This is a genomic window from Curtobacterium sp. NPDC090217 (assembly GCF_044746705.1).
Lineage (GTDB): Bacteria > Actinomycetota > Actinomycetes > Actinomycetales > Microbacteriaceae > Curtobacterium.
Genome location: NZ_JBIVCR010000004.1, coordinates 325758 through 339470, shown reverse-complemented (window position 1 = coordinate 339470; position 13713 = coordinate 325758). Strand labels below are relative to the sequence as shown.

The window sequence follows — 13713 nt, the reverse complement described above, 5'->3', positions numbered from 1 at the left end:
CTCGTGGCGGATCCGCCACGAGCCTCCCGTCCGTCTTGCTGGTTACGCGGCGACCGCGCGACGCGCGACCACGACCTCCGCGATCTGCACCGCGTTCAGGGCTGCGCCCTTCCGCAGGTTGTCGTTGCTCACGAAGAGCGCGAGGCCGTGGCCCTCCGGTGCGGACTGGTCGGCGCGGATGCGGCCGACGAACGTCGGGTCCTGCCCGGCGGCCTGCAGCGGCGTCGGGACGTCGGAGAGTTCCACACCCGGAGCGCTCGCGAGGATCTCCGTCGCGCGCTCCGGTGTGAGGGTCCGCTCGAACTCCGCGTTCACCGAGATCGAGTGCCCCGTGAACACCGGCACGCGCACGCAGGTCCCGGCGACGAGCAGGTCGGGCAGCTCGAGGATCTTGCGGCTCTCGTTGCGGAGCTTCTTCTCCTCGTCGGTCTCCCCCAGTCCGTCGTCGACGATGCTGCCGGCGAGCGGGACCACGTCGAAGGCGATCGGGCGGACGTACTTCACCGGCTCGGGGAACGTGACCGCACTGCCGTCGTGGGTGAGACGAGCGGTGTCCTGCTCGAGCGCGGCCTTGGCCTGCCCGAGGAGTTCGTCGACGCCGGCGAGCCCACTGCCCGACACCGCCTGGTAGGTCGTCGCCACGAGACGACGGAGCCCCGCCTCGGCGTCGAGGACCTTGAGCACCGGCATGATCGCCATGGTGGTGCAGTTCGGGTTCGCGACGATGCCCTTCTGCGCCGTCTCGATCGCGTGCGGGTTGACCTCGCTCACGACGAGCGGCACCTCGGGGTCCATCCGCCAGGCGCTCGAGTTGTCGATCACGAGCGCGCCCGCTGCGGCGAACTTCGGTGCGAGGGCGCGGGAGGCCGTGGCCCCCGCCGAGAAGAGCGCGATGTCGATGCCCGACGGGTCGGCGGTCTCGGAGTCCTCGACGACGACGTCCTGCCCGCGGAACGACAGCGTCGTGCCGGCGGAGCGGGCGCTCGCGAAGAAGCGGACCGAGGTGGCGGGGAAGTCGCGTTCCTCGAGCAGGCGGCGCATCACGGCGCCGACCTGGCCGGTGGCGCCGACGACGGCGACGGTGAGCTCCTGGGACATGGCTGCTCCTCTCAGCGGCCGGTACCGGCGTACACGACGGCTTCGTTGTCGGCATCGAGACCGAACGCCTGGTGGACGACGCGCATGGCGTCGTTCAGGGTGTCGGCGCGGGTGACGACCGAGATGCGGATCTCGGACGTGGAGATCATCTCGATGTTGATCGACGCCTGGTGCAGCGCGCGGAAGAGCTCGGCGGAGACGCCGGCGTTCGTGCGCATCCCGGCGCCGACCAGGGCGAGCTTGCCGATCTGGTCGTCGTACTGGATCCCCTCGAAGCCGATCTCCGACTTCGCGACGCCGAGTGCGGTCAGGACGCTCTGGCCCTGGTCCTTCGGGAGGGTGAACGAGATGTCGGTGCGCCCGTTCGAGGCCGACACGTTCTGCACGATCATGTCGATGTTCGCACCGGCGCGGGCCACGATCGTGAAGATCTCGGCGGCCTTGCCCGGCTGGTCGGGCACGCCGACCACGGTGATCTTGCCCTCGGAGAGGTCTCCGGCGATGCCGGTGATGATCGGTTCTTCCACGGTTTCCCCCTCTGCAGGGTTGTAGACGATGGTTCCCTCGACGTTGCTGAACGACGAGCGGACATGGAGGGTGACGCCGTGCCGACGGGCGTACTCGACGGCACGGATGTACAGGACCTTGGCACCGGAGGCTGCGAGTTCGAGCATCTCCTCGCTCGTGATGCGGTCGATCTTGCGGGCCTTCGGCACGACACGGGGGTCGGCGGAGAAGATGCCGTCGACGTCGGTGTAGATCTCGCAGATGTCCGCGTCGAGGGCGGCTGCGAGGGCGACCGCCGTCGTGTCCGAGCCGCCGCGCCCGAGGGTGGTGATCTCACCCGTGGTGCGGTTGAAGCCCTGGAAGCCCGCGACGATGGCGACGTGGCCGGCGTCGAGCGCCTCACGCACGCGCTTCGGGGTGACGTCGACGATGCGGGCCTTGCCGTGCTGGGCGTCGGTGAGCATGCCTGCCTGGCTGCCCGTGTACGACGAGGCCTCGACGCCGAGGCTCTTGATCGCCATCGCCAGGAGCGCCATCGAGATGCGCTCCCCCGCGGTGAGGAGCATGTCGAGCTCACGGCCGGCCGGGATCGGGGTGACCTGGTGCGCGAGGTCCACCAGTTCGTCGGTGGTGTCGCCCATGGCGGAGACGGCCACGACGACGTCGTTCCCCGCCTTCTTCGTCTCGACGATCCGCTTGGCCACGCGCTTGATGCTCTCGGCGTTCGCGACGGACGATCCACCGAACTTCTGCACGATCAAGGCCACGGGTAGGTACTCCTGGGGACGACGGTTCCGCGACGATGCGCGGCTTCCACAATGGTAGGGGGTGTTTCGGGGATGTTGCGTGTGAGCGGGTGTCCACGCAACGATCGTGCGTGACGATGCCCGCGCGGCACAGCGGTGACGCGGTTCAGCCCCCGACGAGCCGGCGCCCCTCGAAGGCGCGCCCGAGGGTGACCTCGTCGGCGTACTCCAGGTCGCCGCCGACGGGGAGGCCGGACGCGAGCCTGGTCGTGCGGATGCCCATCGGCACGAGCAGGCGGCTGAGGTAAGTGGCGGTCGCTTCGCCCTCGAGGTTCGGGTCGGTCGCGATGATCACCTCTTCCACGGTGCCGTCCGCGAGCCGGGTCATGAGCTGCTGGATCCTGAGGTCGTCGGGGCCGACGCCGTCGATCGGGCTGATCGCGCCGCCGAGGACGTGGTACAGCCCGCGGAACTCGCGGGTGCGTTCGATCGCGGCGACGTCCTTCGCTTCTTCCACGACGCAGATCACGGCGGGTTGGCGTCGCGGATCGCGGCAGATGCTGCACCGTTCCGACTCGGTCACGTTGCCGCAGATCTCGCAGAAGCGCACCCGCTCCTTGACGTCGGCCAGGAGCTCGGACAGCCGTGATGGGTCGAACGACTCGCTCTGGAGGATGTGGAAGGCGATCCGCTGCGCCGACTTCGGACCGATGCCGGGCAGACGACCGAACTCGTCGATGAGGTCCTGCACGATGCCGTCGTACATCAGATGCCCTCGCTCAGGGAGGTCTCCTCGATGAACTGCGCGCCGAGGATCTCACGCACGACGGCCTCGCCGTACCGACCGGGGACGGGCGGGCGACGGACCTGCGGAGCCGCCTGCTGTGCGGGTGCGGCGGGTGCCTGGGCCGGTGCAGGTGCTTGTGCCTGTGCCTGTGCCTGTGCCGGTGCCGGTGCCGGTGCGGGCGCGGTCTGGGTGTTCCGCGCCGGTGCTCCGCCGGGCCCCGGGTCGGGGAACGGTGCGCCGTCGTCGAACGGTTCGTCGTCCAGCGGGTAGTCGTCGACGGGGACGTCCGGCGCCGCCGGTGCCGGTGCCGGCTGCGCGACGGGCCCACGGCCGCCGGCCTTCAGGGCGTCGAGGGCCGCCTGGGTCTCGGCGACCGGTCCCGACGTGGGCGTCGAGGCGGGAGCGACGGTGTCGTCCGGACCGATCGAGCCCATCGGTGCGGCCCAGGTCGGTTCGACGTCGTCCGGGACGGCACCGACGGTGGGGTCCGTCGCCGGGATGGTCGCGACGGCCCACTCGGTGACCGGGCCCGACGGCGCCGGGGTCTCGCGTGTGCGCGCTGCGGCGGTCTCCGCGGCGGGTGCCGAAGCCGGTGCAGGGGTGTCGGTGTCGGCGTTCGTCGTCTGCACGGGTGACCGCGGCGCCGAGGACGGCGCCGCCGACGCGGGCGCCGGCTGCGCCCGGTCCGTGTGGGACGACGTCGGCTCGGACGGCGCAGCGGCCGACGCAGCAGGAGCGGCCGGGGCCGGGGCCGACGCAGCAGGAGCGGAGGCGGGCTCGGGCGATGTCGGCGTGTCCTGGCGCGGGGCCGGACGCTGTGGGGCTCCCCCAGGGCCACCGGGACCACGCGCGACGAACTTCACGCGGAACCCGAGCACGTCGATGATCGCGGCCCGGACGAGTTCGCTGACGCTGGTCGCCGGGTCGGACATCTCCTTGAACGAGGCGACGTCCTGCTGGCTCGGGAACGTCAGCGTGAGGACGTCGTCCCGCAGGGCGGTGACCTGCGCCGGCTGGACGACGGTCCACGCCGACCGCTTCGCGCGCTGGACGTGCTCGAGCACCTGCGACCAGGCGTCCCGCATCTGCTGCAGCCCGACCGCGGCGATCGGCTGGATCGCGGGCTCGGTGCCGATGACGGAGCCCATGCCCGTCGACGACGCCGATGCGTGCCCGTCCGGTTCCGGAGCGCTCGGTGCGGGTGCGGGTGCAGGCGCGGCCTCGGGTGTACCCGGTGCGACGGCCGCCCAGGACGCAGCCGCGTCCTGCGCGGCGTTGGTCGGAGGCGTGGCCTCGACCGGCGCGGGTTCGGCGCGACGCGGTGCAGCAGCCGGCGTGGTCGAGGGTTCGGGACGGCGCTGCTCCGGAGCGGTCTGCGCCGCCGGAGCGGCCTGGACGGACGGAGCTGCCTGGGCGGTCCGAGCGGCCTGGGCCGGGCGGGGAGCTGCCACGGCTGACCCCGACGGCACGGCTTCCGGGCCACCCTGGTGTCCACCGGCGTCGCCGACACCGACCCGGCGCTCGAGCCGCTCGACCCGTGCGAGCGCACCACGCTGCGTGTCGTCGGCTTCGGGGACGAGCATCCGCGCGATCATCAACTCGAGGTGCAGGCGCGGCGAGGTCGCCCCGGTCATCTCGGTGAGGGCGCGGTTCGCGATGTCGGCACCACGGGACAGCCCGTTCGCGCCGAACACGCCCGCCTGACGGGTCATCGTGTCGAGTTCTTCCGGCGAGACGCCGCGGAGCACCGCCCCGGCGCTCTCGTTGGTGGCGGCGACGACGATGAGGTCGCGGAGCCGCTCGAGGAGGTCCTCGACGAACCGTCGGGGGTCCTGCCCGGTCTGGATCACCCGGTCGATCGCCGCGAAGGCGGAACCAGGGTCGGCGACCGAGAGCGCGTCGACCACGTCGTCGAGCAGCGCGCTGTCGGTGTACCCGAGCAGGGCGACCGCACGTTCGTACGCGATCGCGCCGTCTTCGCTGCCGGCGATGAGCTGGTCGAGCAGCGAGAGCGTGTCGCGGACGGAGCCGCCGCCGGCCCGGACGACCAGCGGCAGCACACCGGGCGCCACCGACACGGACTCCTGCGTGCAGAGCTGCTCGACGTACTCGAGCATCGCCGCCGGTGGGACCAGGCGGAACGGGTAGTGGTGCGTGCGGGACCGGATCGTCCCGATCACCTTCTCCGGTTCGGTCGTCGCGAAGATGAACTTGACGTGCTCCGGCGGTTCCTCGACGAGCTTCAGCAGCGCGTTGAAGCCCTGTGGCGTGACCATGTGCGCTTCGTCGAGGATGAAGATCTTGTAGCGGTCACGAGCCGGCGCGAACACGGCCCGGTCGCGGAGGTCACGGGCGTCGTCGACACCGTTGTGGCTGGCGGCGTCGATCTCGATGACGTCGAGCGAGCCGCTGCCGCCGCGCGCCAGCTCGACGCAGCTCGGGCAGACGCCGCACGGGGTGTCGGTGGGGCCTTCCGCACAGTTGAGGCAGCGCGCCAGGATGCGGGCCGACGTCGTCTTGCCGCAGCCGCGCGGGCCGCTGAACAGGTACGCGTGGTTGACCCGGTTGGTCCGGAGCGCGGTGCGCAGCGGGTCGGTGACCTGCGACTGCCCGATGAGCTCGGCGAAGTTCTCAGGCCGGTAACGGCGATACAGGGCGGTGACCACGCGACAAGGGTAGCCGGGACGACCGACAGCCGGGGCCGGTGTGGAGAGCCGCCACGCGGGGTGGACCCGACCACGTCGTGACGCCGGGTGCGTGCGTGGACGGCACCGCGCCTCCCGGCCGTCAGGACGACGACCGGGAGGCGCGCTGCGGGAGGTGCTGACCTACCCCTGGTTGCGGCGGCGGATGCCGCGCGCCAGCCGGGAGAGGCCGAGCAGCAGGAACCCGAGGACCACCAGGCCACCAGCTGCCCCGGCGAGCGGGGCGACGTCGGCACCGGTGAAGGCGAGACCACCTGCGGTGCTGCCGACGCCGTTCCCGGAGCCGCCGTTGCCGTTCCCGGGGCCCGATCCGGGCAGGCCCGGCGTACCGGGTGCGCCGGGGGCTCCCGGGGTCCCTGGTGTGCCGGGGCCGCCCGGGTCGACCGCTGCGTCGACGATCATCGTCCACACCTGCGGCTCGGACGTCGCGCCGTCGACCGTCTGGGTCGCCGTGATCCGGTGCGTGCCGACCGCGAGGCGCAGCACGACCCGCCAGGTCCCGTCCGTCCCTGCCGTCACCGTCACGGGGTCGCCTCCGTCCGCCGTGACCGTCACCGTCGCGCCGGGTTCGGCGGTACCCGTCACGGGCCAGTCGACGTACCCGTCGCTGCCGGTGGTCCGGTGCGACCCGGACGGCGGCGAGGTGACCGCGAGCGGGTCGACCGCTCTGACGACGATCGGGACCTCCGGAGCGGTGCTGTTCGTGCCGTTCACCGTCTGCACGGCGCGGATCGTCCAGCGTCCCTCCGGGACGCGGTCGAAGCTGACGCTCCAGTTGCCGTTCGCGTCGGCCGTCGTCGTGCGCACCTGCCCGGTCGACAGCGTGACCGTGATCGTGGCACCCGGTGTGGCGTGGCCCGTGACCGTGAAGGACCCGGTGTCGCCCGCCCCGGTGCCGGGGATCAGCTGGCCGGGGACCGGCGAGGTGATCACCACGTCCTCCGGTTCGGCGACGACCACCGTCACCCCGCTCGTGACGGGGTCGGAGGTCCGGCCGCCGACCGTCTCGGTGACGGACACGGTGTGGTCGCCCGGCGGGACGTCGCCCACCGTGACGGTCCACGACCCGTCGGTCCCCGCGGTCGTGGTCACCGTGGTGCCGTCGATGTCGACGGTCACGGTGGCCCCGGGCTCGGCGGTGCCGCTCACCGGGATCGACACGCTGCCGCCGGTGGTCGGGACGACCTGACCGTCCGCCGGGCTCGTCACCGAGACCGGCGTCGCGGCGACGACCGAGAAGCCGACCTCCGGAGCGGTGACGTCCGTGCCGCCGACGGTCTGCGTCGCGCGGATCGTGTGCTGCCCCTCCCCGACACCCGGCACGGTGACCGTCCAGGCCCCGTCGCCGTTCGCCGTGGTCGTGACCGGCGTGCCGCCGTCGATCGTGACCGACACCGGTGCGTCCGGAGCGGCCGCTCCGGTGACGGTGACGTCCGTCGACCCGCCGAGCACCCGGTACGTCGTCCCGGCTGCCGGCGACGTGACGACGATCGCGTCGGCGTCGGCGATCGCGACCGAGAACCCACGGCCGACCGGATCGGACGTCGTGCCGTTCACGACCTGCGTCACGGACAGGGTGTGGTCTCCCTCGCCGAGTCCGTCGACGGTGGTCGTCCAACGGCCGTCCTGACCGACGATCGTCTCGACCGGGTCGCGCCCGTCGGCGACGACGCGGACCGTGGCGCCCGGTTGGCCGCTGCCGTTCACGACGACGTCAGCACCCGTGGCGCCCGCAGGAACCGTGATGGTCGACCCCGCTGCCGGGGCGTCGATCGCGAGCGTCGTCGCGCCGGCGACGGTGAAGCGGGAGGTCACCGGTGCCGAGGTCGAGCCGCCGGTCGTCTGGGTGGCCCGCACGGTGTGCTGGCCGGTCCCGACGCCGTCGAACTCGACCGACCACGTCCCGGCGTCCGTCGCGGTGACCGTCTGCTGGTCACCGTCGTCGAGCGTGACCCGGACGGTGGCGCCCGGCTGGGCGGCGCCGGTCGCGGTGACCGTCGTGGTCTGGTCGTCCTCCGCCACCCGGATCGTCGAGTCGGCGACCGGGGTCGCGATCGTGATCGGGTCGGCGACGACGACGTGGATCGGCACGGTGACCGGAGCGGACTCCGTGTCGCCGATGCGCTGCGTGACGCTGACGACCGGGTCGCCGGCGCCGACGTCCGCCACGTCGACGCTCCACGCGCCGCCGGTCCCGGCCGTGGTCGACTCGCTCCGTCCGCCGCCGAGGTCGACGACCACGGTCGCGCCCGGTTCGGCGGTGCCGCTGACCGTGATGGTGGTCGTGGCGTCGTCGTCGGCCACGGTGTACTCCTGGTCGGTCTCCGGCGTGGTCACCTCGACCGGTGCACCGGCCTCGACGGTGAACGTCGACTCGACGGGGGTCGTCGAGGTCGATCCGGCGACCGTCTGCGTGACGCTGACGTCGTGGTCCCCGACACCCAGGCCGTCGACGTCGAGCGCCCACGTGCCGTCCGGTCCGGCGGTGACGTCGACCGGGTCGCGGTCGTCGATCGTCACGGACACCGTTGCACCCGGCTGGGCGTCACCGGCGACCGTCACGGTCGTCGTCTGGTCGGCGTCCGCGACCGTGATCGGCTCGTCGGCGTCCGGCTGGCGGATCGTCAGGTCGGCGGCGGGGACGACGGACACCGGTCGTTCGACCGCGGCGCTCGTCGTGCCGTTCAGCGCCTGGGTCACCGATGCCGTCCAGGACCCGGTCGGGATCCCCTCGACGGTCGCCGCCCAGTCACCGTCGTCGTCGACCGTCGCCGTCGCCGACCCGCCGGCACCGAGGTCGACGGTGACCGTCGCACCGGGTGCACCGGTTCCGGAGAAGTCGAGGTCGGTCGTCGCGTCACCGTCGGCCACGGTGACACGGGTGGCGCCGGCCGGGTCGGTGACGGTCAGTGCCGCCCCGGCGACGACGGACACGCCGACGCTCGCAGCGGGCGACGTCTGACCGTCGAAGCGTTCGGTCGCCGTCACCCGGTAGTCGCCGACCGGCTTGTCCGCGAAGGTCCACTCCCAGTCGCCCCCGTCGCCGGCGGTGACCGTGTGGGTGGAACCGTCCGAGAGCGTGACGGTGACGTCGGCGCCCGCCTGCGCGGTCCCGGCCACACGCACGTCGGCCGTCCCGCTCGGGTCCGCGACGGTGAGCTGCTGGCCGTCCGTCGGCGCGTCGATCACCACGCCGTCCGCGGCCCGGACGTCGACCGTGCGGTCCGGACTGGAGGCAGTGGTGCCGTTGACGGTCTGGGTGGCGGTCACGGGGACCACACCGACACCGACGTCGGTGAACGTGACCGTCCAGTCGCCGTCGCCGTTCGCCGTCGTGGTGACCTCGTCGTCGCCGAGCCGCACCGTGACGGGTGCGTTCGCCGCGGCGGTGCCGCGCACCGTCACGTCACGGGTGCCGTCGTCACCGACGACGTACAGGACGTCACCCGCCGCCGGGTCGGTGACGGTGACGGGGTCGGCCGCCTCGATGCGGACGGTGCGGTCGACGGGGCTCGACGTGGCGTCGCCGATCGTCTGCGTCACCGAGACGGGGTGCTCCCCCACACCGAGGCCGGGGAAGGTGACCGACCAGGTGCCGTCTGCCCCGACCGTGGTGGTCTGGTCGTCGGCACCGTCGGTCCCTGCCGTGATGGTCGCCCCCGGCTGCGCCGTGCCGGAGACCGTGACGTCGGTGGTGACGTCCGGTCCTGCGACGACCGTCGTGGCGTCGGCCCCCGGTGCGGTGATCCGGACCGGCGACGCGGTCACGACCTGGAAGGTGGTCGGGAGCGCGCTCGTCTCGACGTCCTCGATCGACTGCGTCGCGTTCACCGTGTACGTGCCGGTGGGCGCGAGCCCCTCGGCTGTGACGGTCCATGCCCCGCTCGTGGCGTCGGCGGTCGTCGTCAGCGGGGTACTGCCGCCGACGGACACGGAGACGTCCGCACCCGGCTCCGCGGTCCCCGTGATCGTCACGTCCGCGCTCGCGTCCGCGTCCACCACGACGAACCGTGAGCCGGTCGGCGGGGTGTCGATGGTGATGGCACGACCGGGCACCACGGTGAAGTCCCGTTCCACGGTGGGACCGTCGGTACCGTTCACGGTCTGGGTGGCGCTGACGGTGTGGCTGCCGATGCCGAGCGTCGTGCTGCCCGTCGCCGGAGCCGTCCAGCGGCCGTCGGCTCCTGCCGTCACCGTGATCGGGTCACCGTCGTCGAACACGACCGTGACGGTCGCTCCGGCTTCGGCGGTGCCGCTCGCGATGACGCCGGCGGTGCCGTCGCCGCCCGCGGGGACCTCCTGCGCGTCGGTCGGCGTGTCGATGGTCAGGGCGTCTCCGGCTTCGACCGAGAAGTCCCGGTCGACGGCGGCAGAGGTCTGTCCGCCGACGGTCTGCGTGACGGACACGGTGTGGTCGCCGGTCCCGACGTCGGGCAGCGTGACGCTCCACGCACCGCTGTCGTCCGCGGTCGTGGAGACCGGAGTCCCGCCGTCGACCACGACGCTGACGTCGGCGCGGGGCTCGGCGGTCCCGGTCACCGGGACGTCGATCGTCGAGGAGTCCTGCGCGACCGTGGTCGTCGAACCCTGCGCCGGCGCGGTCACGGCGAGCGCCGCTGCTGCCCGCACGGTCACCACCTGCCGGAGCACCGGCGAGGTGGTGCCGTTCACGGTCTGCGTGGCCGCGATCGTGTACCGGCCTGCCGGGACGTCGTCGACGGTGACCGACCAGTCGCCGTCGTCGTCAGCGGTCGTGGACGCGGTCCGGCCGCCGCCGAGGTCGACCGCGACGTCGGCGCCGGCCTCGGCGGTCCCGGAGACCGGGAGGTCCGTCGTGGTGCCCGCGAGCACCGTGACCACGGCGCCGTCCGCCGGGGCGGTGATCACGAGCGGGTCGCCGGCGCTGACGGAGAAGGTCGAGGTCACCGCGGCCGAGGTGGTGCCGCCGACGGTCTGGGTCGCGGTCACGGTTCGGCCGCCGACCGGGACGCCCTGGAACGTCGTCGTCCAGTCGCCGTCGTCGTCCGCCGTGACGATCGCCGTGAACGCACCGCCGATCCCGACCGAGACGCGGGCGTCCGGCGCCGCCGATCCACTCACCGTCACGGGCGTGGTGGACGATGCGTCGGCAACCGTGATGACGCTGCCGTCGGTCGGTGTGGTGATCGTGAGTGCCGCTGCCGCGGTCACCGAGAACGCACGCTCGACCGGGTCGCTCGTCGATCCGCCGACCGTCTGGGTGACCGACGCGGTGTGGTCGCCAGCCGGGATCCCCGTGACCGTGGTCGACCAGGTGCCGTCGGCACCGGCCGTGGTGCTGGCGGTGTGGCCGTCACCGGCGTCGACGGCGACCGTCGCGCCGGGCTGGGCGGTGCCGGAGAACGGGACGTCGCGCGTGCCGTCGTCGTCGGCGACCGGGAAGACCTGCCCGTCGGTCGGGGTCGCGACCGTCAGACCGGCGGCCTGCACGACCCGGAACCCACGGGTGACCGCGTTCGACGTCGAGTCGCCGACGGTCTGCGTGACGCTCGCGGTGTAGCCGCCCGCCGGGACACCTGGGACGGTGACGCTCCATGCGCCCGAGCCGTCCGTGGTGCCGGTGCCGGTGCGACCGCCGCCGAGGTCGACGGCCACCGTGGAGTTCGGGGTCGCGGTGCCGGTGAGCGTCACCGGGGCCGAGGCACCCGTGATGGTGAAGGTCTGCCCGGCGGTGGGTGTCGTGATCGTCAGCGCCTGCTGCGCGACGACCGAGAACGGCTGCGTGGCGGTCCCCGCCGTCGCACCGCCGACGGTCTGCGTCGCCGTCGCGGTGTGGTCACCGGTCGGTACGTTCGCGATCGAGGTCGTCCACGTGCCGTTCGCGGCCACCGTGGCGGTCCCCGTCCGGCCGGCACCGAGGTCGACCGCGATGGTCGCCCCGGGTTCGCCGGCACCGCTGACGGTGACGGACCTGGTCGACGATGCGGACGGGACGCTGAACTGCTGGTTCGCGGTCGGCGTGGCGATCGTCACCGGAGCGACCGCGCTGGCATGCACCGTCGACGTCGCGAGGTCGACGGTGGCGACGTTCGCACCGGGCAGGATCGACAGCCGCAGGGCGTGCACGCTCCTGGCGCCGGCGTCGGAGCCGCGCGGGTCACGGAACCCGGTCGTGGTGTCCTGCGCGTTCACGGTCAGGTCGATGACCTGGCGAAGCAGCAGGACCGCCGGTGACAGCAGGTTCGCCACCGCGGTGGTGGTCGTGGTGAGGGTCTGTCCGAGCGTCGTGATCGCGTCGCCCGTGAGGAGCGGGCCGACGACCCCGCGGACGAGCGGGATGAGGGTGGTGTTCACGACGGGTGTCAGGAGCGGCGCGAGCGCGGCGCCGGTGAGCCCGGACGCCGTGACCGTGGGGGTCCCCGCCGTCGTACCGAGGAGCTGCCCGAGGGTCGTGGCGACGTTCAGCGTGAGCCCCGTGATCGGCAGTCCGGCGAGCGTGGCGTTCGCGGTGACGCGGATCGAGATCGCGGTCGAGTTGATCGCGTTCACGACGGCGGTCTGCAGTGCGGACGGCAGCTGGCGTTCGAGGATGTCCGCGATCGCCGTGTTGATCGACGTGACCGCCTGCTGCGTCAGCACCGGGGTGTTCGCCGGCTGGCCGTTCAGGGCGGTGAGCTGGTCGAGGTCGACCGACACCGCGCCGGTGGCCGGCGTGATCGTGACGGCCCCGGAGGTGAGCGGTTGAGCGAGCACCTGCGTGAGCGTGTCGTCCAGGTTCAGGTTCACGGTCGCCTGTGCCGTCGTCCCGCTCAGCGAGATCAGGCCGAGTGACGACAGCGCGCCCGTGAGCCCGGTGGTCAGCTGCCCGGTGATGCCGGAGAGTGCGCCGTTCGCGCCGATGGTGGAGTTCACGCCCGACGAGAACGTCCGGAGGTCGCTCCGGAGCGACGTGGTCAGCCCCGACACCGCCGGGCTCTGCAGGTTCAGCTTCGCGCCGGCGATCTGGTAGTCGCTCGTCGTCCCGACCGAGGTGCCGCGCGTCGCGGAGATCGTCGAGGCGAGCGCACCGACCTCGAGTCGGCCGTCGGCGAGGACGCTGGAGTTCGCGCCGACGCGGGACAGCAGCGGGTCGAGGTTCAGCGAGGCGCCGGACCCGTTCGCGCCGTTGCCGACACCGATGCCGCCGTTGCCGGTGATGAGCCCGGACGACCCGGTCGCGCCGGACGCCGAGGACGTCGCGTACTGACCGGCCGCCCCGAGGGTCAGGATGCCGTTCGACCCGAGCAGGTCGATGTCGTTGCCGAGGTTGACGTTCACCGCGTTCAGCGCTGTGACGTCCACCGGCTGGCTCGTGGTCCCGCCGCCGGATGTCGCACCACGGGCGGAGTAGGCACCGGCCAACTGCACGATGGCGTCGGCGTTGACCAGCCCGGACCCGCCGAGCAGCACGCCTTCGCTCTCCGCGACGTCGCTCGGCGCGGCGGCGGCCGGCTGGATCGCGACCGTCGCGGCGATGAGGGCGGTCACGGTGGCGACGACGCCGCCGCGGAGCAGCAGCCGATCACCGCCTGGTGCTCGCCGTCGGTGTTCCCGTCGGCGTTCCCGTCGGCCTGGAGTGGTCTGTCGTGTGCCATCGCCGGCTCCGGTGGGTACGCGGGTACCACGGAGCGACACGTGCTTGCGCATGTGTGTTCCTCATCCTGGCGGGCATGCCCGCCACCTGATCCTCGGATCCCCGCCGGTGGTGAGCCGGTGAGGGCAGGAACCCTGGTTGGGGGTTCCTGAGGGGGATCTTGGCACACGTTCAGGCTGGATGCGCGTCCCGGGACGAAAAAGACTCCTCACGCACCCCGCGTGAATCCGACGCTGCCCCGGTTACCTGGTCCCCGCG

General features: G+C 72.7%; 5 protein-coding genes. All 5 read right to left on the bottom strand.

What is annotated here, in order from left to right:
- Positions 1-42: 42 nt before the first annotated feature.
- The 5 genes from ACIPJ2_RS15820 to ACIPJ2_RS15800 all read right to left on the bottom strand — a co-directional run bounded on the left by ACIPJ2_RS15820 (position 43) and on the right by ACIPJ2_RS15800 (position 13508).
- Complete coding sequence (locus tag ACIPJ2_RS15820; RefSeq protein ID WP_402729601.1) at positions 43-1098, bottom strand: aspartate-semialdehyde dehydrogenase; 1056 nt, start codon at positions 1096-1098, stop codon at positions 43-45.
- Between the two features lie 11 nt (positions 1099-1109).
- Positions 1110-2372, bottom strand: a complete 1263-nt coding sequence (locus ACIPJ2_RS15815) for an aspartate kinase (RefSeq protein ID WP_281265092.1) — start codon at positions 2370-2372, stop codon at positions 1110-1112.
- Positions 2373-2517: 145 nt separating this feature from the next.
- Positions 2518-3117 carry a recombination mediator RecR gene (gene recR / locus ACIPJ2_RS15810; RefSeq protein ID WP_144763514.1) on the bottom strand — a complete coding sequence of 200 codons (600 nt, stop codon included), beginning with the start codon at positions 3115-3117 and terminating at the stop codon, positions 2518-2520.
- A complete protein-coding gene (locus ACIPJ2_RS15805) occupies positions 3117-5804 on the bottom strand; it encodes a DNA polymerase III subunit gamma and tau (RefSeq protein ID WP_402729600.1) in 2688 nt (895 codons plus the stop codon). The genes recR and ACIPJ2_RS15805 overlap by 1 nt, the downstream gene beginning before the upstream one ends.
- Before the next feature lie 162 nt (positions 5805-5966).
- On the bottom strand, positions 5967-13508 hold the full coding sequence (locus ACIPJ2_RS15800) for a beta strand repeat-containing protein (protein WP_402729599.1): 7542 nt from the start codon (positions 13506-13508) through the stop codon (positions 5967-5969).
- Positions 13509-13713 lie beyond the last annotated feature (205 nt).